Below are 20,522 nucleotides of genomic sequence, written 5' to 3' on the forward strand. Positions count from 1 at the left end.
TTTGTTTTTTAAAGAATGTTTAGATTTATAACATATCAATTTAAAAATAATAATGCAAACTATTCTGTCTCTTATAAAACAGATCCCCAAAATTTGCCGCCAGGAATTGAAAAAGAATTTGGAGGAGAATATAAAACGTTTCTTTTGTTTGGACGCCAAAATAAACTCAATGATAAAGAAATTGATGATGTTTTAAAAAATCCAACTTGTCAGATTAAATATTGACGATTACAGATTATATATTCTGATAATCCCATAATTCCTACTCATTACCGTTCAATCAATTTCCCAATCAACCCTTTCCCACCCGCAAAAAAAACACTCTTCCCTTTCTTGGCTTTCCTGCAAACATTAAAGCTTACTTTCGAAATCCATTTCCACGTTTGCCCGTCATCGTTAGATATGTCAACGCCATTGATGCCGCAGGTTACCCATTGTTTCTTATCAATATATTCAACACAGCTTCTGTAACCATTTGGAGGGGTTAAGGGAGAAGTCCAAATGTTGCCACCATCATTACTAATAATACAATTTTTATAAGTTGAATCGGGAGTATTAAAATCACCACCAACAACTATAAATATTTTTTTATTTTTTATGGCAATGGAATTAGCGCCTGTCGTTTCTTTCCCCTGCACAATAGGTAGATCAATTATTTTATCTTTTATAAATAATCTTGAATGTAAACCGCCGGTTACAAAGCAGGCCGCATCATTTCCAAATTTTCGTATATTGGTTCCGCTGGCTGCAAAGCAGGCTTCACCGCTGTCCGCAGCAGGATATTTATTTTCAGGAATGTTTTGCCAGCTATTGCCACCGTTAAAAGTTCTTGCAATAAAAAATTTTCCATTGATTGGATCACCTATAACAATTCCACTTTGCTCATTCCAGAATTCCATGGCATCTAAAAACATTCCTTTTTGCTTATCTTCAAACACGAGTTTCCACGTTTGGCCCCCATCAATGGTTCTCAAAATATAAGCAGGCGCATCAACGCCCATTATTACGGCGATGTTTTTATCAAAGGCTTCAATATCCCGGAAGTCCGTTTTCTCAAAATCCTTCACCTGTATCCATTTCCATGTGTCGCCGCTGTCAATTGATTTGCCGATCATTCCATTGCTGCCGCTTACCCAAATAATTTTATCATTTACAACACTCAATCCTCTTATAGAAGTTTTAGTTCCTGTATTTACAATTTTTATTTGTTGCGCACAACTATTTGAACAAATAAGAACGAGTAAAAGAAAAATATTTTTCATCCTGATCTTTTGATTAATATCACAAAGAACGTAAAGAAAAATGCAAAGTCTTTAAAGTTTTTCTTTTGATTTTTTATCTTGTTCATCAAGCCTTTGGGGGAGTTCCGGAATTCATAATTCTAAATTCATAACTCTAAACTATTTCTATACATTTGATACATGAGTTATAATTATCTCCCGCTTGATAAGAGTGTTCTTACATTTCAGCAGATAAAAAATTTTCTGAAGTACAAACAATTAGTGTCTATAACGTTCGCCGCACACGAAGTCATATTAAAATGCAGGCAATACCTCGATGAAAAATTAAATGATTCTGATGAGCTTTTTTATGGGATTAATACAGGCTTTGGTTTTTTACAAAATGTACAAATAGATAAAGAACAATTGCGCGCTTTGCAGAGTAATTTATTGCTATCGCATGCCTGCGGAATGGGGGAGGAGGTGCCGGGTGAAATTGTAAAGCTGATGATGATGCTCAAAATAAAATCGTTGAGCTATGGATATTCAGGCATTGGTATTGAAGTGGTGAAACGGTTAATGGAGATGCACAACAATAATGTGCTTCCTGTTATTTATACACAAGGTTCATTGGGTGCGTCGGGCGATCTTGCTCCGCTAAGTCATTTATGTGTTCCATTAATAGGCTTTGGAGAAGTAAGGTATAACGGTGAAAAAATGAAAGCTGCGGATGCTCTTGAAAAATCAGGATGGAAACCGCTAGAGCTGCAAAGTAAGGAAGGTCTTGCCCTTATAAATGGCACGCAATTTATGAGCGCTTATGGAATGAGTGCACTTATTAAATCGGAGAGTTTAATGGAATGGGCGAATGTAATTGCATCTATTTCTTTCGATGCATTTGATGGTAATAAAGATTCACTCAATGAAAAGCTGCATTCTATAAGAGACCACGACGGGCAGGTATTTGTTGCCGCGGAAATGCGGTCCTTGCTGGAAGAAAGTGAAATCTATTCAGCGCACAAGAAACAAGTCCAGGATCCTTATTCCTTCCGTTGCATTCCGCAGGTACACGGAGCAACGAAGGATACATTTGATTTTGTATTAAAAATCTTTTTAAAAGAAATCAATTCAGTTACCGACAACCCAAATATTTTTCCAGACGATGACCTTATATTAAGTGGTGGAAATTTTCACGGGCAGCCGTTAGCGTTAGGTTTGGATTACCTCGCAATTGCAATGAGTGAATTAGCCAATATTTCTGAACGTCGCATTTACCAGCTTTTAAGCGGGCAAAGAAATCTACCTTTATTTTTAGTAAAAAATCCCGGCCTTAATTCAGGATTAATGATTCCGCAATACACCGCTGCAGGCATTGTTAGTGAGAACAAGCAATTATGTACACCAGCTTCAGTTGATTCTATTTCATCATCTAATAATCAGGAAGATCATGTAAGTATGGGCGCTAATGCAGCCACCAAATGTTTACGCGTAATTGATAATGTAGAAAAAGTTTTGGCAATTGAATTACTAAGTGCGGTACAGGCAATGGAGTACCGAAAGCCAATGAAATCATCACCGGTATTGGAAGAAGTGATAACGGCCTTTCGCGAAAAAGTATCTTTTAATATTGCTGACAGGTTTTTGCATGATGATATGATGAAGGCAGTGGAATTTATGAGAAGCTATGAATTGTAAAATCGTAACTTGAATTGATCAGTTTTACCTCATTGATATCTGTCATGCTGAGCTTGTCGAAGCATCGCCAGTACGAATATCAAAACTGAAGGTTAAAATTCTAAATTGATAAATGAAATATCATGGTTAAGAAAACTTATGACGCAATAAAATATAAAACGCCCACCGGTACACAACTTAGTTGCAAAGGATGGATACAGGAGGCGGCATTACGAATGCTGTTAAATAATCTCAATCCTGAAGTTGCTGAAAAGCCTGATGAGTTAATTGTTTACGGTGGGCGAGGAAAAGCAGCAAGAAATTTTGAGAGTCTCGATCTCATTATAAAAGCATTGAAAGATTTGGAGAATGATGAATCACTTTTAATACAAAGTGGTAAGCCAGTTGGCATTTTAAAAACACATACTAATGCACCTCGTATCCTTATTTCCAATTCGCAACTTGTACCAAAATGGGCAACATGGGAGCATTTTGATGAATTGGAAAAAAAGGGGCTGATGATGTTTGGACAAATGACTGCAGGCTCATGGATATACATCGGTAGCCAGGGAATTGTACAGGGGACTTATGAAACATTTGGCGCTGTTGCCAAAAGACATTTTAGTGGAACGCTTAAAAATACGTTGAGTGTGACCGCGGGGCTCGGCGGAATGGGAGGGGCACAGCCGCTCTCTATTACGATGAATGAAGGCGTATGCCTTGCTGCTGAAGTAGAAAAATGGAGAATAGAAAAGCGGCTGGAAACAAAGTATTTAGATGAGATGATTGAAAATATTGATGTGGCTATTGATAAAGCGCTTCGTGCAAAAGAAATCGGTAAAGCATGGAGCATTGGCGTTCATTGTAATGCAGTTGAATTATTGGGAAGACTCATTGAAAGAAATATACCAGTTGATATTCTTACTGACCAGACTTCTGCACATGACCCTTTGGTTGGATATGTCCCACATACGCTCTCAACAGACGCGGCTACGGTTCTCCGTGAGTCTGATCCTCAAAAATATATTTCTCTCGCTTATGATAGTATGAAACTTCACGTCAAATTAATGCTTGAATTACAGAGCCGGGGAGCGGTAACTTTCGATTATGGCAATAACTTACGTGCAAGGGCATACGAAGCAGGTTTAAAGAATGCATTTGGTTTTCCGGGGTTTGTGCCTGCATATATAAGACCACTTTTTTGCGAAGGCAAGGGGCCTTTTAGATGGGCAGCATTGAGTGGCGACCCAAATGATATTGCTGTAACAGATGAAGTAATGATCAATTTATTTCCTGAAAATGAAGGCATGATAAGATGGATAAAAATGGCGCAGCAAAAAATAGCCTTCCAGGGATTACCTGCACGAATATGCTGGGTAGGGCAGGGGGACAGGGAAAAAGCCGGATTTGCATTTAATGAGTTGGTACGAACTGGGAAAGTGAAAGCGCCTATAGTTATTGGCCGTGATCATTTGGATACAGGTTCTGTAGCGAGTCCCAATCGTGAAACAGAAGCGATGCTGGATGGTAGTGATGCAGTTGCTGATTGGCCCATCCTTAATGCATTGGTAAATACTGCAGGTGGCGCAAGCTGGGTAAGCCTGCACCAGGGTGGCGGGGTTGGCATGGGGTATAGCATACATGCAGGTATGGTAATCGTTGCCGACGGAACCGATGAAGCTGCGTGTAAGCTTAGCCGTGTCTTACGCAACGATCCGGGTCTTGGCATCATTCGCCACGCAGATGCAGGATACGATGTGGCAAAAGATTATGCAAGAATGTATGACCTTGATATAAAAGAGCGCTTATCCGATAAAAATGGTATTTAGTTATTTAAAATAAAAAACGCATCAATTATTCACATTTATAAATTAAACATGAAGTTCTTAAAATCAATCACAGTTTTTTTAATCACTCAAATATTTTTTTGTTCAATGGCTATAGCTCAAAAACAATTCAAAACATTATTGGTAACAACCACAAGAGGCTGGCATCACGAATCAATTCATGCCGGGGTTTTAGCTTTGCAGGATTTGGGAAGAAAAAATTTTTTTGATGTAGTGTTGCTTGAAGATCCAAATGGCTTCACCGATAAAGTTCTGGAGCAATTCCAGGTGGTTATATTTTTAAATACAACCGGCGACATTTTTGATTCTGCCCAACAAAAAGTTATGGAACGTTTTATTGAATCGGGTAAAGGTTTTGTGGGCATTCACAGCGCGTCGGATACTGAATATGACTGGGACTGGTACACGAAACTCGTGGGCAGAATGTTTCATATTCATCCCGTTATTCAAACCGCAAAATTAAGCGTACTTGATAATTCATTTCCCGGGTTGCAGGGCTTTGCAGGCAATAAGTTATGGACGGATGAATGGTATCAATTCGGGCCTGAAAAAATCCAGGGACTTAATTATATACTTGCAGTCGACGAATCCAGTTATAATCCTAAGGCAGATTGGGGCACAAAGAAAGGAGAAGGTATGGGTAAATTTCATCCAATTGCGTGGTACCATAATTATGATGGTGGACGTGCTTTCTATACGGCGCTTGGCCACATGCCCACTGATTATAACGATCCGGCATTTTTAAATCATATATATGCCGGTATTTTTTGGGCTGCTACCGGGAAGAAATAAATGTCGTTTAATCTAATCCGTTATCAAAAAAATTATGAATAGAATTTATTCCTCGGATAAATACGGAAATTTTTTTTAATTCACCCGAAAATAATTCTAACGGGTTGGTTATTCAATTTCGTATTTTTATTTTTCATCACCAACGTGATATTATTATTACCTATTTTTATTCCTTTAAAAAAATATAATGAAAAATTTTATTACCTCTTGTATCCTCCTTCTTATTTCTATTATTTTTTCCTACAATACTTCAGCTCAGGACTCAGTTTCGATTTATAATAAAAACAAGGTATTTGATCCTTCGTTTATGTCGCAGGATGCAACTGAGTTTAGAAGTGCTAACGGAGCACCCGGCCCAAAGTATTGGCAAAACAGCGCCAACTATATTATCCATTCAACGTTAGATGAAAAAGATACAACGCTTAATGGTGATGTTACTATTAATTATACCAACAACAGCCCTGGCGAATTAAAATATTTATGGCTTCAATTGGACCAGAATCTTTTTAATCCTGACTCACGTGGCTCTGCAGCAACCTTGGTTTCAGGAGATCGTTTTGATGTGAAAGGCTATACAAAGGGCGGCTATCAAATTCAGTCTGCATCTGTACTTTATAAAGGGAAAACATATAAAATAGAACCGGTTATTACAGATACCCGCATGCAATTGCGTTTACCCTTTTCTGTTAAACCCAACGGCGATAAAATAAATATTACGGTTAATTATTTCTTTTCGATTCCCCAGTATGGTGCAGATCGTATGGGGAGGCTTTATACAAAAAATGGTGTTATTTATCAATTGGCACAATGGTATCCGCGCATGTGTGTGTATGATGCTGTGGAGGGATGGAATACATTGCCTTATATGGGGCTCGGTGAATTCTATTGCGAATATGGCAACTTCGACTATTATGTTACTGTACCTGCAGATATGATTGTTGCAGGCTCCGGTGATTTGCAAAATCCCCAGCAGGTGCTAACAGCAAAAGAAGTAAGCAGGTTAAATGAAGCACGTAGAAGTGATAGCACTGTAACGATTATTAAAGAGGATGAAATAGGATCTGCGTCTATGCGGCCTGTAAAAAGCGGACTGCTCACCTGGCATTTTAAAATGCAAAATTCCCGTGACGTTTCCTGGACTGCGTCGAAAGCCTTTATATGGGATGCCGCACGCATTAATTTTCCATCCGGCAGAAAGGGAATTTCCATGGCAGTTTACCCGGTAGAAAGTAAAGGATATAATGCTTATGGAAGATCCACACAATATTTAAAACAAAGCATCGAGTTTTATTCTAAAGATTATTTCGAGTATCCCTGGAATTCTGCTGTTGTAGTTGCTGGGGTTGCGTTGGGGATGGAATACCCGAGCATTGTTTTCTGCAGTTATAAAATTGGCAAAGCAAATTTATGGCATGATGTAACTCATGAGATCGGGCACAACTGGTTCCCGATGATAGTTGGGAGCAATGAAAGGCGCTTTATGTGGATGGATGAAGGCATGAATACATTTATAAACGGTTATGCGTCTAATTCATTTAACCACGGTGAATATGGAGATACCACCAACAGGAGTATTTTAGGAATGGCGAGAACACTTCAAAGAAGCAAAGACGCTTTGATGACGCCGCCTGAATCTATAAGTCTGAATGACTACGGCCAATACTATTTTAAAACTGCGACCGGATTAAATATTTTACGAAATAGCGTTATAGGTGCCGATAGATTTGACTATGCATTTAAGACCTACATACATCGATGGGCCTTTAAACATCCTCAGCCCAATGATTTTTTCAGAACGATGAATGATGCTGCCGGGGATGATCTTAACTGGTTTTGGAAAGAATGGTTTTGTGAAACATGGAAGCTTGATCAAGCCGTTAAAGAAGTGAAGTATGCGGATAACAATGCTGCTAACGGAGCCTTAATAACTCTTGAAAATTTACAGGAAATGGTGATGCCGGTGACTGTAAAAGTTACCGAGAAAAATGGCAATACCCAGGAAATAAAATTACCGGTAGAAATATGGCAACGTGGTGGCGAATGGACTTTTAAATATAATTCTACTACTGCAGTTACTTCAATCGTTTTGGATCCACATGGGGAATTACCGGATATCGATCGCAAAAATAATGACTGGAAGAGCAGCGAATAATTTATACATTATTTAAAAGTTATCATTAGAACTTTTCCTGGTTGTAAATTTACCTTCTTGCGATACGGGTAATAACAATTCTGCTGCTGTCGCAAAGCAAAGAATCATATCTCCAATCCATTTTAATGCTAACCGGAAACTGGGGATTGGTGCCTAATGTAAAACTTTTCGGTAATCGTAATGCTTTAAAAGATTTACAAAAAGTGCAGTTACCGTTTGGATCAGGGACATTATCTATATGAATAAAGTAACCACCGGGACAATCGCACGGGGCATCCACAGAACAAGGTCTGAGACTATTGTCTATCCCAATAATTTCAGCGTTATTCATGTACGGCTTTTCTTTTTTACAGGAAGCAAAAGCAAAAGTAATGACAATTAAAACTGCAGGACATATCTGATGAAGTCGTTTCATTATACCAACCTGTACAAAGTTGACGCCAAAAACTTATAAATGCTGCATTTTATTTTCAGCTATAAAAAAAGCAGTTATTTTGAGATTAAGGATTGCATTCAACATACAATAACATAGTATGTTTGTATTATGACAGAGCATATTGTGAAAATATTGGAGTGCAGTTTCATCAGTCACGATGTGAAGCGTTTTATGGTAGAGAAGCCTGCTGGCTTCAGCTTTATCCCCGGGCAGGCAGCGGAAATATCCATTAATCACCCTGAGTGGAAAGATTATCTGCGGCCCTTTACATTACCTCGTTAAATGAATGGCCTTACCTCGAGTTTATTATTAAAATTTATGATGATCATCCCGGTGTTACCAACCAACTTGGTAAAACCAATGCGGGAGCAGAGTTAATTCTGCACGATGTATTCGGCACCATTCAATACAAGGGGCCTGGCATATTTATAGCGGGAGGAGCCGGTATTACGCCATTTATTGCGATGTTCAGGGCATTGTACAAAAAGAAGAAATTGATACCCGGCAATGCACTTATCTTTTCCAACAAAACTGCTGACGACATTATACTTAAAGAAGAACTTACCAAAATGCTGGGGCCAGCGTACATAAATGTTTTTACACGCCAGGGAGTAATAGGCTTTCGCGAAAGGAGAATAGACCGGAACTATCTTATTGAAACTATTCATGATTTCAGCAGGCATTTCTATGTATGCGGCCCAGAAATATTTGTAAAAGAAATTGTTAAACTGTTAATAGATCTTGGAGCATCTGCTGATACCGTTATTTTTGAAAAATAAAAGGTCGTGGATACTGTTTGTAACAGCGAATATGCGTCAGCGTTACACAGACAACAATACAGCTACATAATGACAAACAGCAGCAGCAAGTACAAAGAAATGCCACACGGCATGGTTCCATTTGAATCCATTCCATAAATAAAAAATAATACCGATGCTGTACAACCCGCCGCCAATGATAATAAACGTTATAACATCTGAAGGCATTGCAGTAAAAAATCTTTTACCACCAATCAACAAAATCCATCCCATTGCAACATAAATTATTACAGATACAATTTCAAACCTGCCGGTGAAGAATATTTTAAAAACAATTCCTAACAATGTCAGGCTCCATAATATAATCAATAACGAATCACCAAAAGAATTTCTAAGATAAATGAGAATGAAAGGCGTGTAAGTTCCCGCAATCAAAAAGTAGATGCTGATGTGATCAAATATCTCAAGTACTTTTTTTACCTGTGGTTGTTGAAAGCCGTGGTAAGTGGTTGAAAAAGTAAACAACATTAAAAAAGTAAATCCATAAATACTTGCGCCAATAATTGCCGGCATATTCGCATTTTTTGCCGCCAATGCTGTTAGGATAGGAATGCTTATAATTCCGAAGAGAATTCCAAAACCATGTATCGTGCTGTGTACAATTTCCTGCTTAATGGTGAAGCCACTATCATCAGGTTTTTGAACTTTATCAGTATCATTATTTTTTAAAGGCATTTAATGCGATAAGGTAAACAAATTAATTTTTTGAGTGACTTTGAACTGGCTGTCATTGTTTTCTTAATAATGGACTTTATTTTGCATTCAGAGCAACATACAATAAAAGATGAAGAATGCAAAAGCAAATTTACTAATAGTTTATAAATCCGGTTAATCCTCAATTGAATGAAAGTGCCTTTATACAGAATTACACATAACAACCCGGAATGACTGGTGCAAAAAGGTTTTCAATAGCAACCCTTATAATTTATTACTATTGAGACCACTCAGTTGGTTGCCTGTCCCAGCGATGTTTCTTTAGTTCTTTGAGTAATTCATTTGGCAAAGCATTTCCATCGCTTGCAGACATGTTGGCTTCAACGTTTCTCAATTTTCGCATACCCGGTATAGTTACAGATACGTCCGGATTGCTAAGAATAAAGCGAAGCGCCATTTCAGGTAACTTCATTCCATGTGGTATCAAAGGTTTTAAAGCATCAACATGATCAATGCTGGCATTCAGATTTTGAGGAACAAAATAGGTAGAGCGCCAGTCTTCTTTAGGAAAAGTAGTTTCTTTAGTCATGGTACCGGTAAGTGTTCCTTCATCAAAAGGCACGCGGGCTATTACACCGAGATTTAAATGGCGACAAAGCGGGAACAACTTGTCTTCCGGCGCCTGATCAAAAATATTATAGATTACCTGAACTGCGTCTATCATTCCCGTTAGTAAAGTCTGCAGGCTGTTATCAGGTTCCCAGCGGTTAATGCTGATGCCCCACGCCCTTACTTTTCCCTGTTGCTTAAGTTTAGCAGTGGCCTCCTTCCATTCATCCTGCTGCGCCCAGCCATCTTCCCACACATGAAATTGTTGCAGATCTATTGTTTCAATGCCAAGGTTTTTTAAACTTTTTTCCGTGTATTCAATAATGTAATCTGCCGGAAAAACGTTCGCCAAACTATATTCCGGTTTTGAAGGCCACCTTCGGTTTTTAGGGGGAATTTTCGTAGCTACATACAATTTTTTATCTGTATGCCTTTTTAAAAGTGCGTTCAATATCTGTTCACTAAGACCAGCACCATACGCCCAGGCAGTATCAAAAAAGTTACAGCCCATTTCAACAGACTTGTCAAGCGCACGATTTACTTCTTCACTTTCCGATCCTGTCCAACCCGCCATTCCCCACATACCGTAACCTACTTCACTTACCGGCCAGCCGGTTCTTCCAAAAGTTCTATACTGCATAGCATTCATTTTTGTTTAAAATTAAAGATAATTTTCATTTTAGTATTGGTAAGTACTGTTAGCTGGGCAAAAGGTGCCGGACTTAATAATTTTAAAAAAATAATGACGCAAATAATTTCTCATACAAGTAATAGCTTTTAAAATAAGCATGAACGGATATTCGAAGGTTAGAGCAATTAAATACAATAGTATCCGTTTTTCTGTTTACGCTTTTCAATAAAAACAATTCAAAATTATAAAGGCTGCATTGCCTAAAATTAGCATCTTTATCAGACGCAGGTATTATATTTTCCATAAAGTTGTTTATCTTTTATTTTAAAAAGATATGGACAAACTTATTAAGGTTGGCTTAATTGGATTTGGCGCCGGAGGCCAAACATTTCATGCGCCTGTGTTGACCACCGTACACGGTTTACAACTGGCAAAAATAAGAGCGGTGAAGCCTGAACAGGTTAACCCGGCAAGAGTGAAATATTCGCAGGCAGAAATTGTGCAAACTTCAGCAGAAATATTTGAAGATGAAAATATCGATTTGGTAATCATCACAACTCCTAATACTTCGCATCATTCATTGGCCTTGCAAGCTTTACAGGCGGACAAACATGTAGTAGTCGATAAACCCTTTACCACAAACACCAAAGATGCAGATGAACTTATTGAAGAAGCGACAAAACGAAACTTAATCCTATCGGTGTACCATAGCCGCAGATTTGATAGCGATTTTTATACTGTTCAAAAAATTATAAAGAATAATTTATTAGGCGGCCTTGTTGAGATGGAAAGCCGCTATGACCGTTTCAGAAATTATCTTAAGCCAAACGCATGGCGTGAAGAAGATGCGCCTGGTTCGGGCATTTTATACGATTTGGGTTCACATCTTATCGACCAGGCGCAGACATTATTTGGGCTACCCGACACCGTTAGTGCTGATTTAGGTATTCAACGAAAGGGCGGTAAGGCCATTGATAACTTCGAAATAATTCTTCATTTTCCGGGTTTAAAAGTTACTTTAAAAGCTGGCATGTTGGTAAGGGAACCGCTTCCCAGGTTTATACTTTTGGGCAATGACGGTTCTTTCGTAAAATATGGATTAGATGTGCAGGAAGAAGCCCTCAAGGCCGGCTTTACATCACTTACAAAAAACAGCTGGGGTATAGAACCAGCAGATATTTGGGGCACATTAAACACTGAAATAGATGGCCAGCATTTTATTGGAAAGATTGAGAGTGAGAAAGGAGATTACAGTCGCTTTTATAATAATATATACAACGCAATTATTGGTAAAGAAGAACTTATCGTAACACCTGTGCAGGCACGCAACAATGTTCGCATTATAGAATTGGCCATGCAAAGCCAGAAGGAAAAAAGAACTATTGATTTTACTTTTTAATAATTTATAGAGTTATACAGCAAACAGATATTAAATAACAGAAGTTAGCCAATAGGCCCTTTTATCCTGCATAAATTAAAAGATTGAAGGCCTATAATAATAGTTCAGATGCTTGAAATAATGCATTGAATCATAATCGCGTACTTGTACAATATGCCCTTCTAATTAGATTTTCACAGGGCTAAAAGGTTCCTGAAAAAATAAACTTGATAAATCAAAACAATTTTTCTGGCATCATTTTAGGTACTATAGTAGCAATAATTAATCTTTTAACTAAAAAACAAACACTATGAAATCTATCCAATTGAAAACAGTATTTTTAGGCTTAAGTTGTTTTGCCTTCGCATCTACGTTCGCCCAGGACAGCCCTTCTACTCCGAAGCCAGACACTACTAAAATGCCTAAGCATGATTCAACGAGTATGAATTCGCCGGTAGCAATGCATAATAATGTTGCGAGTATTAATGTTAACGCCAGTAACGAATATGTTTCAAAAAATGAAAGCATAGTTGCTTTAAAAAATGATGCGGAAGAAGATGTATTAACTGCAAAATCTTTTGCTAAAATTACAGCATAAAATTTAACGTTTAGCTGGTTTTAATTTATGAAGATCCGTAATCGTCATTACGGATCTTCATAAATTTTTTATTATAAGATTGATGGCCGTTGCCTACCTATAAAGTACTTCGGAAGAATGAATACTTTTTTAATAATTATTTTTTGACCAGATTCTGCTAACTTTAAAAAATGTTTTTTTCCCGTCAAACATTCAAAGAGTTTAGTTTCTTTTTTTTAATCCTGGTATCAACTTTTAAAAACGTACCGGCACAAAATAAAGCCTACGAAGATTCTTTAATTTCATTTAGAGAGAGGTATATTAATACACACGAGGTAGTGGGAAAAGAGGATAGAAAATATATCCAATTCTTTCCTGTAGATGAAAACCTGAGGATAATTGCTTCTTTCGAAAGAATTAACGATACAAAGGGTTTTGATATGAGCACTGCTTCAGGCGTAAAGCAGAAATACTTTCATTATGGCCTTCTTACTTTTAAAGTACATGATTCTTTAGCTCATTTATATGTATATCAATCTGCATCCTTAATGAAGCAGAAAAAATACAAAGATTATCTGTTTGTACCGTTCGGCGACGCAACATCAGGATTCGAAAGTTATGGAGGTGGCCGCTATCTCGATTTTACTGTTTCGGATATAAAGAATAAAAAACTATTAATTGATTTTAATAAAGCTTACAATCCATATTGTGCTTATACTACCGGGTACAATTGCCCCATTCCTCCCAAAGAAAATCTACTAGCGGTTGCCATACCCGCAGGAGAGAAAAATTATGGAAAACCTGTTCACTGAGAATGTTCTGTTAATATAGATCAACAATATTTTGCTTCCAAAAATTAACTATACCTGTCATTCCTCCATGGATAAGCAGTGTTGGAGTATCCTCTTTCTTCCCAGAAACCTAAACGGTTTCCGATCATAAACCCTATCCTGCTAATCCACTTGCTGCCTTTCCATGCGTACAGTTGAGAAGTTATCATTCGCACAGGGCCGCCATGCTCCTTTGTAATGCCTTTCCTTCAGCAGTGTGCACCAATAGTACATCAGGCTTCAATGCTTCTTCCAAAGATATATTGGTGGAGTAATCATCATATCCATAACACATGATGTGAGTTGCACTTTCTTTTGGTTGAACCAATGCTGCAATATCAAGGAATCGAACTCCTGTCCAATCTATGTTTAATTTAGACCATGTGGTCACACAATGAAAATCGGACGTATCATCTGTTTGAGGTAAAGCTATAAAATCTTCCCACGTTAATATCGTCGGATGTTCCACCGCACCATCGATTTGTAATCTCCAGTCCTTTAATGAAATGTTTGGTTGAAGGCCAAGGTCTAAAACGGGCCACTTATGCGTTATGGTTTGTCCCACAGGAATCACGGGCATTCCGTGACGGTTAAGATTTCCTTTACCCATTGGTTTACTATCTTCAAAGCGGGCCTTGAGCTTCATTCGGGCTTCAACAATTCGTTCCAGCTTTCCGGGAATTTCCATAATTTCTAAATTAATATTTTAAAACAACCAGGATTAAACTTATGATATTTTTCTAAAAAAAGTCTTGTATCGATATGCAGCGAATTCTTAAAAAGGTTAATTTATTTTTACTCATCAACTGAGAAAACTATTTTAAATCAATGCATTCGTGTAGTTTTAATTTTTAAAATTAAATATCCAATAATGGCGACAAAATATTTGTGCGTATTAATGATTTCTATCCTGGTTAATTTGCGTGTATTCGGCCAGGTTATACACCAAATTCCACAAAATTTACAAGACACCTCAGCAAAACAATATAACCATACTAACAATTATTTAAAGCCTAATGCCTTTATAATTCCCGGAGCATTTTTAGTTTATTCCGGGTTGAAACCTATCGTAAGTGGAATCCAAAAACTGGACGATACAATTTATTCAAACATAAAACTAAATCATCCCGGTTTTCATACTAACGCAGAAGATTACCTGATGTGGACGCCTTCCGCATCAGTGTATCTTTTAGATGCTTTTAAGGCAAAAACCAGGCATACTTTTAAAGAACATCTGATACTTGATGCTGGTTCAATTGTAATTACCGGAGGTGTCGGTTATGCAATGAGATTAATTAGCCGTCATATCAATGCATATACTACACACGACACAAAATTTCCTTCAGGCCATACGGCCAATGCTTTTAGAGGTGCGGAGATGTTACACCAGGAATTGAAAGACAACAATAGGTTATTAAGTTATAGCGGTTATCTTATTGCGACTTCTGTTGGTATTCTCAGACTGTATAATAAGGATCACTTGCTTACAGAAGTGATTGCCGGCGCAGGATTGGGCATCTTATCCACCAAGCTCACCTATTGGATTTTTGACAAAGTAAAATATAAAAACAGGCGAAACCCCATAAGCATAAATTGAAGATAACTTATTGAAATTTCGCTCGTGTTAATTACTTATCGGGTGACTGAACCTTGTAAATGACATTCGTCTAACTCTTGTATGCGATAGCAGCACTCGCGGGCCCCGTAAGTGGTATAAGTTCAGTTTTTGTAAATCCTGTATCCTTTGCCCATTTTGCAAAATCATTAAATGTATAGTCAAAACCGTCCCCGTTTTCAATTAGCATATTCAGGCTCATGAGCATGCCAAATGTATTGTTGCTTCTGTCATTGTCAATAACGTTTTCAATCGCAATAAATATCCCGTTTTCCGGCAATGCGTCATACACTTTCTTAATCAATTCAAGTTTGGTTGCTTCATTAAGCCCATGTAATATATTTCCCATGCTGATAATTTCAGCAGAGGGAATGGCATCCTTTAAAAAATCGCCGCTTTCAACTTTTATTTTGCCAGTTAAATTAAACTTTGCTATTTTTTTTTCAGCCAGCGGGGCTACGGGGGGAAGATCATAAGTAGTTAGTGAAATCGACGGATGTTGAAGAGCAATCATACAGGAAAGAAATCCGTCGGCGCCACCAATATCTGCCATCGTTTTATATTTACTAAAATCAAATTTTTTGGAAAGTGTCATAAAATTTCCACCCTGTATGCCTGACATAGCATTTACAAACTCCCTCAGCTTTTCCGGAGATTGATACAGATCTTCAAAAAAGTGCATGTTAGTACTATCCTTCGATTCGTTTTGGGGTTTACCCGTTAACAGCCCTTGCTCAAGATTACCCCAAAATTGATATAACCTGTTGTTGCCCATTTTAAGGATGCCGCCAATGAAGGAGGGCTTGTTTTCATCCAGGAACATTTCTGTATCTGCGTTATTTGAATAGGCAGCATTTTCGAGTAGGCCTTCCCGTTTTAAAAAACCAAGCGACACGAGTACATCGAGCCAATCGTAAACATGCCGGTCGGTTGTATTAAGATGCAACTCATCTTTAATAGCTTTTGCCTTTTTTGATGTTCCTGCAAGACTTGTAAATAGTTTAAAATTTACAGCCGCCAATAATGCTTTAGATGCCCAGAAGCCCATGCCCACCTGCATTATCCTGGAAGGATCGGGATGTGCAGATACTGATTGTTGTTCCATTTTTAATGATTATTAGAGTGAATAATAAAAAATGTATAGTGTTTCGCTGAGATATAAGCTTTCTAAAGTTTTCAGGGAGGATGATAGTGAAATTAATAATTTTTTCGAGTAATTATAGTTCCCGCCAAATTATACAAAAATGACCCGGGCAACCGGGTCACCTTTTCATCATTTCAAGCGTTATTAGTTTGTATTATTTTTTTTTAAAGAGATTGTCGATAAATTGTTGGTTGTAAAGTTCCACCGGGTCGCCATTTATATTATGATATATAGCACTTATAAAAATCGATTGTGTTGCACTGATAACAGCAAAAAGTAAAGATATGCCTATTACTCCAATTGCGATACCAATAAATGGATGAATAAAGGCGCCTATCAAAAATGAAGGTATCGCTATTAAGATAATTCCTGCAAATTGAATTAATCCAAAACTGAATCCAGCAGCTAAGCTTTCACCCCATTTTTCTTTCATCAGTTGTAAAGACCGTTTGAAAGCGCCTATTGGCCCCAGATTTTCGTACGCAATTATTGGTACTACAAAAAAAGTAGCAACACTCCATACAACACCGATTATACCAGTAATTATTTTCCCTAAGCTTCCGAGATTGTCCTGTACAATTTTAAGTATTGCGCCAACTGTACCTGCAAACAATGCCCATGAGAAAATAGCCGCGATATGACTAAAACTAAAATCCAATCCTTTGCGAACTGTTACCTCTTCCCCTTTAAAATATAATGTGGAACAATGAATGAGCGCCGTATTAAAATATACAATTACAAAGTAATTTATAATGTAGAAAAGAAAAATTACTACATAGTTTTCAAAAGTATTCGGCTTACTAACGTTGCTAACATCCCAGCCTGCGCCAGCCAGAGTAATAAGAACGAATGATCCAACTATCATTAAAAGCGATAGTCCTGATAAAATTGGAAAAATGATAAGCTGCTTGTTTTCTTTTAGTACTTTAAAACTGTTCATGGAAATTTGCCATCCGTTGGATAGCCGGTTGAAAAAGTTCATAAGCTTGTGGTTGGGTTATTAATTTTGGTATAAATATAATTGCAGGATATTATATTTTATAGCATTTTGCAGAATATATTTTCTTACGGTGTCCAAGTATTTTTTTTGCAACTCATTATCTTCAGCAATATAACTCTCTACAAATTCAGCTTCACCTTTTTACCCGTTTTAGCCGCTTCATAAATTGCATCAATAATTTTTAAATCTTTCAACGCTTCTTCACCATCTACCGGCACTATCGGTTGTTTGCCCTGTAAAATAATAGCGGACATTTCTTCCATTTGTACGGTTTGATGAGTTACAACAGGTTGATTGATTTCTCCTTTATTCGTTCGCCCCATAATAGGGCCATAGCCTGTTGCGGGTTGCATTTCGGCGAATCCCCTCGTGCCATTCAGGAAGAAACGGTCAAGGTTGTTCATGCTATAAGTAGAAAGGCATGATGCCACGCTGCCACCGGGAAAGCCCAATTGAAACTGGATAGTTTCGTCTACTCCTTCTTTAAATTTCACAGGGTCATTTTTAGTTTCTTCTGCAGTAACCCAAATCGGATCTTCGCCCGTCATATAACGGGAACCGTTAATCGAATAAATACCGATGTCCATTAATGAACCGCCACCGGAAAGTTTTTTGTTTAACCTCCATTGATTGGGATCCCCGATAGTAAAGCCGCTCAGTCCCTGAAAAAATAATATCTTACCAAATTCCCCGGCTTTTCGCATCCTGATTACTTCCAGAGTATGTGGTTCAAAATGCATGCGATAGCCAACCAATAACTTTACATTAGCAGCTTTGCACGCATCGACCATTTCTTGTCCTTCTTTTGCATTCAGTGCCATCGGTTTTTCACTGATAACATGTTTACCGGCTTTTGCCACACGAATCGCTTCATCATGATGCAGGCCATTGGGCGTAATTATATATACGGCATCAATATCAGGATTGTCTTTAATGCTGTCAAAATTCGCATAGTTGTAACAGTTCTTTTCAGGAATATTATAGCGGGTTTGCCACGCGGTGATTTTGGAAGGAGTACCACTTATAACTCCAACCAGTTTAGCTTTTGTGCAATCACGCATAGCCTCGGCAACACGGGTACCATAGCTACCCAGGCCCATAATTGCCACCCGGAGTACAGGCCCGTCGTAAGGTTTTTTATTAAAAGATTTGTTTGCTGCAACGGCCTGTTTCAGAAAAGGGAAAGCAATTGTTGCAGCAGTAATTTTTTGTATAAAATCACGACGGGAATTCATAACTGTCTGTTTTTCGTTTATTAAACAAGTATTGCACGAAGATTAATGGTGTTAGTTTGCTACTATAAATATAAGAGAATTGTTGCGGAATATCAGCCCAAAATCAACAAGGCCTTCAAACAGTTGTAAAAAAAGTTTTAGAAATTATATTTTGATAATTGCATTCATCTTCTAATTCTCTTCAACATATTTTTTAAAATTATCTAAAATAGCCTGCCAGCCTCCACGTTGCATTTCTACGCTATTCTGGCTTTCCGCTTCAAAATTTTCTTTCACTTTTGTTTTACCGCCATCTCGAGCGAAATCTATTTGTACTTTTCTTCCATCGCCCATTGTATATTCAATGTTCTCATAAGTTGTCACCGCGTCGTATACACCTTCGAAATCAAATCCGAAACTACCATCCTTAGCCTCCATCCTCGAGGTAAATTTTCCACCTATTCTTAAATCATTTTCGGCATGTGGCGTATGCCAGTCATCCGAAGCGTTATTCCATTGTACGATATGTTCCGGCTTTGTCCAGTATTTCCAAACTTTTTCAACTGGCGCGTTAATTGTATTCTCTACAGTTATAACGGCTTTGTTTTGTGTTTCCATTTTTATAGATTTTAATTTTAATAATTTTTCCCAATGCAAACATCCGTTAATTATATAAAGAAGATACGGTACGAACCCGACAATTAAAGGGATATTTTGCGACAATAAAAACTATCTTTCAATTTTAACATTGGCAGTTGATGAAGAAAAGAGAAAAAATAATAATTGCGGTCTCCATAATAGTTACGGCGGTTGCGGGTATACTTAACTATCTCCAGTTAAATGTGATTCTTTCATTTGTTGTAAGTGCCGGTGCGCTTGCATTACTGGCCAAAATGGTGGGTGATGCAACTGAACAATTGGGAAGTCGTTTCGGCCCGGCGGCTACAGGAATTCTGCAATCTGCTCTCGGCAATCTTCCTGAATTCTTCGTTGCAATTTTTGCCTTAAAAGCCGGCTTGAATAAAGTGGTCCAGGCGGCTTTAATTGGATCTATTTTAGGAAACTCATTATTGGTGCTGGGACTCGCAATTTTTCTCGGGGGTCTCAAAAACGGAACACAACGTTTTAGCTCCGAACCGCCAAAAATGATGGCGACATTGATGATACTTGCTCTTGCAGGATTAGCCATTCCTACCGTTACGCATATTTTTCACACGCCCGGTTCAACACATATAAACCAGATGGATATTTTTTTGGCCATCGTTCTGTTAATCATCTTTATTGCAAGTTTATTTGTTTCGTTAAAGGGTGACACTGCCTTGGTTTCGCCGCCGCCCGAAAGTGAGGCACCGCATGCCGTATGGCCACTTGCAGTAACCATTATTGTATTAACAGTCGCGGGTGTTGCTGCGGGTTTTGTATCCGACTGGTTTGTTAATGCACTTAAACCCGCGATGCAATTATTAAACATCAACGATACATTCGCGGGTCTGGTAATTGTAGCAATTGCAGGTAATGCAATTGAAAACGTGGTAGGTGTTCAACTGGCATATAAAAATCAATCAGATTATGCAATGAGTGTTATCATGAACAGTTCTCTGCAGGTAGCTCTCGGATTGTTTCCTTTGTTGGTGCTTCTCTCATTCTTTTTAGGTGGGTCTATTTTATCTTTTGTATTAGCACCGATGTTGCTTGTTTCTTTGGCCCTTGGTGTAATCGTAAGTGCATTTATAGTTTTTGATGGAGAATCAATCTGGTTGGAAGGTCTGGCTCTAATAGGATTGTATTTATTGATTGCAGCCGCTTTCTGGTGGGGATAATTTTTATTACGGCAAACGTTTAATGCTGTAATATTTTTTTTATTGCTATTTGTAAAGCTAATGGCACATGCTTAAGTGATAACTAAAAAACGTTCACGAAAAAACATCCTG

19 protein-coding genes and 1 pseudogene are annotated in these 20,522 nt (G+C 37.9%); 11 read left to right on the forward strand and 9 right to left on the reverse strand.

Translation table 11 applies throughout. The features are described from left to right. Positions 1-15: 15 nt before the first annotated feature. Positions 16-225 carry a hypothetical protein gene (locus FW778_RS20100; RefSeq protein WP_150416683.1) on the forward strand — a complete coding sequence of 70 codons (210 nt, stop codon included), beginning with the start codon at positions 16-18 and terminating at the stop codon, positions 223-225. Between the two features lie 44 nt (positions 226-269). Here FW778_RS20100 and FW778_RS20105 read toward each other — a convergent pair whose 3' ends face one another. Further along, complete coding sequence (locus FW778_RS20105; protein WP_150416684.1) at positions 270-1,262, reverse strand: WD40/YVTN/BNR-like repeat-containing protein; 993 nt, start codon at positions 1,260-1,262, stop codon at positions 270-272. A gap of 159 nt (positions 1,263-1,421) precedes the next feature. Here FW778_RS20105 and hutH point away from each other — a divergent pair, with 159 nt between their 5' ends. The 4 genes from hutH to FW778_RS20125 all read left to right on the forward strand — a co-directional run bounded on the left by hutH (position 1,422) and on the right by FW778_RS20125 (position 7,685). Further along, positions 1,422-2,915, forward strand: coding sequence for a histidine ammonia-lyase (gene hutH, locus FW778_RS20110; protein ID WP_150416685.1), 1,494 nt, complete (start codon positions 1,422-1,424; stop codon positions 2,913-2,915). Between the two features lie 122 nt (positions 2,916-3,037). Next, positions 3,038-4,723 (forward strand): urocanate hydratase, encoded by a 1,686-nt coding sequence (gene hutU, locus FW778_RS20115; protein ID WP_150416686.1) that lies wholly within the window; start codon positions 3,038-3,040, stop codon positions 4,721-4,723. 105 nt (positions 4,724-4,828) lie between these two features. Then, a complete protein-coding gene (locus FW778_RS20120) occupies positions 4,829-5,533 on the forward strand; it encodes a ThuA domain-containing protein (protein ID WP_235906499.1) in 705 nt (234 codons plus the stop codon). Positions 5,534-5,720: 187 nt separating this feature from the next. Then, positions 5,721-7,685, forward strand: a complete 1,965-nt coding sequence (locus tag FW778_RS20125) for a M1 family metallopeptidase (RefSeq protein ID WP_150416688.1) — start codon at positions 5,721-5,723, stop codon at positions 7,683-7,685. A 49-nt stretch (positions 7,686-7,734) separates the two neighbouring features. Here FW778_RS20125 and FW778_RS20130 read toward each other — a convergent pair whose 3' ends face one another. After that, the gene (locus FW778_RS20130) at positions 7,735-8,016 is read right to left on the reverse strand and encodes a hypothetical protein (RefSeq protein ID WP_150416689.1); all 282 of its coding nucleotides are present in this window, start codon (positions 8,014-8,016) and stop codon (positions 7,735-7,737) included. Positions 8,017-8,363: 347 nt separating this feature from the next. On the opposite strand from FW778_RS20130, the gene FW778_RS20135 reads away from it, so the two are divergent. After that, positions 8,364-8,900, forward strand: a complete 537-nt coding sequence (locus tag FW778_RS20135; protein ID WP_235906500.1) for a ferredoxin reductase domain-containing protein — start codon at positions 8,364-8,366, stop codon at positions 8,898-8,900. Between the two features lie 42 nt (positions 8,901-8,942). Here the strand turns inward: FW778_RS20135 and trhA are convergent, their stop codons facing one another. Then, positions 8,943-9,614 (reverse strand): PAQR family membrane homeostasis protein TrhA, encoded by a 672-nt coding sequence (gene trhA / locus FW778_RS20140; protein ID WP_150416690.1) that lies wholly within the window; start codon positions 9,612-9,614, stop codon positions 8,943-8,945. Between the two features lie 256 nt (positions 9,615-9,870). After that, positions 9,871-10,842 carry an aldo/keto reductase gene (locus FW778_RS20145; RefSeq protein ID WP_150416691.1) on the reverse strand — a complete coding sequence of 324 codons (972 nt, stop codon included), beginning with the start codon at positions 10,840-10,842 and terminating at the stop codon, positions 9,871-9,873. Positions 10,843-11,167: 325 nt separating this feature from the next. Here FW778_RS20145 and FW778_RS20150 point away from each other — a divergent pair, with 325 nt between their 5' ends. The 3 genes from FW778_RS20150 to FW778_RS20160 all read left to right on the forward strand — a co-directional run bounded on the left by FW778_RS20150 (position 11,168) and on the right by FW778_RS20160 (position 13,600). Then, positions 11,168-12,232: a Gfo/Idh/MocA family oxidoreductase gene (locus tag FW778_RS20150; RefSeq protein WP_150416692.1), complete on the forward strand. Its 1,065-nt coding sequence runs from the start codon at positions 11,168-11,170 to the stop codon at positions 12,230-12,232. Between the two features lie 289 nt (positions 12,233-12,521). Further along, a complete protein-coding gene (locus FW778_RS20155) occupies positions 12,522-12,809 on the forward strand; it encodes a hypothetical protein (RefSeq protein ID WP_150416693.1) in 288 nt (95 codons plus the stop codon). Positions 12,810-12,979: 170 nt separating this feature from the next. After that, on the forward strand, positions 12,980-13,600 hold the full coding sequence (locus FW778_RS20160) for a DUF1684 domain-containing protein (RefSeq protein ID WP_150416694.1): 621 nt from the start codon (positions 12,980-12,982) through the stop codon (positions 13,598-13,600). Positions 13,601-13,644: 44 nt separating this feature from the next. Here the strand turns inward: FW778_RS20160 and FW778_RS20165 are convergent. Continuing rightward, positions 13,645-14,306 (reverse strand): annotated as a pseudogene (locus FW778_RS20165) (molybdopterin-dependent oxidoreductase). Between the two features lie 183 nt (positions 14,307-14,489). Between FW778_RS20165 and FW778_RS20170 the strand changes: the two are divergent. Continuing rightward, positions 14,490-15,215 carry a phosphatase PAP2 family protein gene (locus FW778_RS20170; RefSeq protein ID WP_150416695.1) on the forward strand — a complete coding sequence of 242 codons (726 nt, stop codon included), beginning with the start codon at positions 14,490-14,492 and terminating at the stop codon, positions 15,213-15,215. A 70-nt stretch (positions 15,216-15,285) separates the two neighbouring features. On the opposite strand, the gene FW778_RS20175 is transcribed toward FW778_RS20170, so the two are convergent. The 4 genes from FW778_RS20175 to FW778_RS20190 all read right to left on the reverse strand — a co-directional run bounded on the left by FW778_RS20175 (position 15,286) and on the right by FW778_RS20190 (position 19,209). Continuing rightward, positions 15,286-16,338 carry a methyltransferase gene (locus FW778_RS20175; protein ID WP_150416696.1) on the reverse strand — a complete coding sequence of 351 codons (1,053 nt, stop codon included), beginning with the start codon at positions 16,336-16,338 and terminating at the stop codon, positions 15,286-15,288. Positions 16,339-16,531: 193 nt separating this feature from the next. Continuing rightward, positions 16,532-17,317: a DUF6159 family protein gene (locus FW778_RS20180; protein ID WP_150416697.1), complete on the reverse strand. Its 786-nt coding sequence runs from the start codon at positions 17,315-17,317 to the stop codon at positions 16,532-16,534. 179 nt (positions 17,318-17,496) lie between these two features. Continuing rightward, positions 17,497-18,612: a Gfo/Idh/MocA family protein gene (locus FW778_RS20185; protein ID WP_150416698.1), complete on the reverse strand. Its 1,116-nt coding sequence runs from the start codon at positions 18,610-18,612 to the stop codon at positions 17,497-17,499. A 171-nt stretch (positions 18,613-18,783) separates the two neighbouring features. Beyond that, positions 18,784-19,209: an SRPBCC family protein gene (locus tag FW778_RS20190; protein ID WP_150416699.1), complete on the reverse strand. Its 426-nt coding sequence runs from the start codon at positions 19,207-19,209 to the stop codon at positions 18,784-18,786. Positions 19,210-19,349: 140 nt separating this feature from the next. On the opposite strand from FW778_RS20190, the gene cax reads away from it, so the two are divergent. Continuing rightward, positions 19,350-20,411, forward strand: coding sequence for a calcium/proton exchanger (gene cax, locus FW778_RS20195; RefSeq protein ID WP_150416700.1), 1,062 nt, complete (start codon positions 19,350-19,352; stop codon positions 20,409-20,411). The last annotated feature ends 111 nt before the right edge of the window (positions 20,412-20,522 follow it).

Origin of the sequence: Ginsengibacter hankyongi (assembly GCF_008710285.1) — a bacterium.
GTDB classification, from domain to species: domain Bacteria; phylum Bacteroidota; class Bacteroidia; order Chitinophagales; family Chitinophagaceae; genus Ginsengibacter; species Ginsengibacter hankyongi.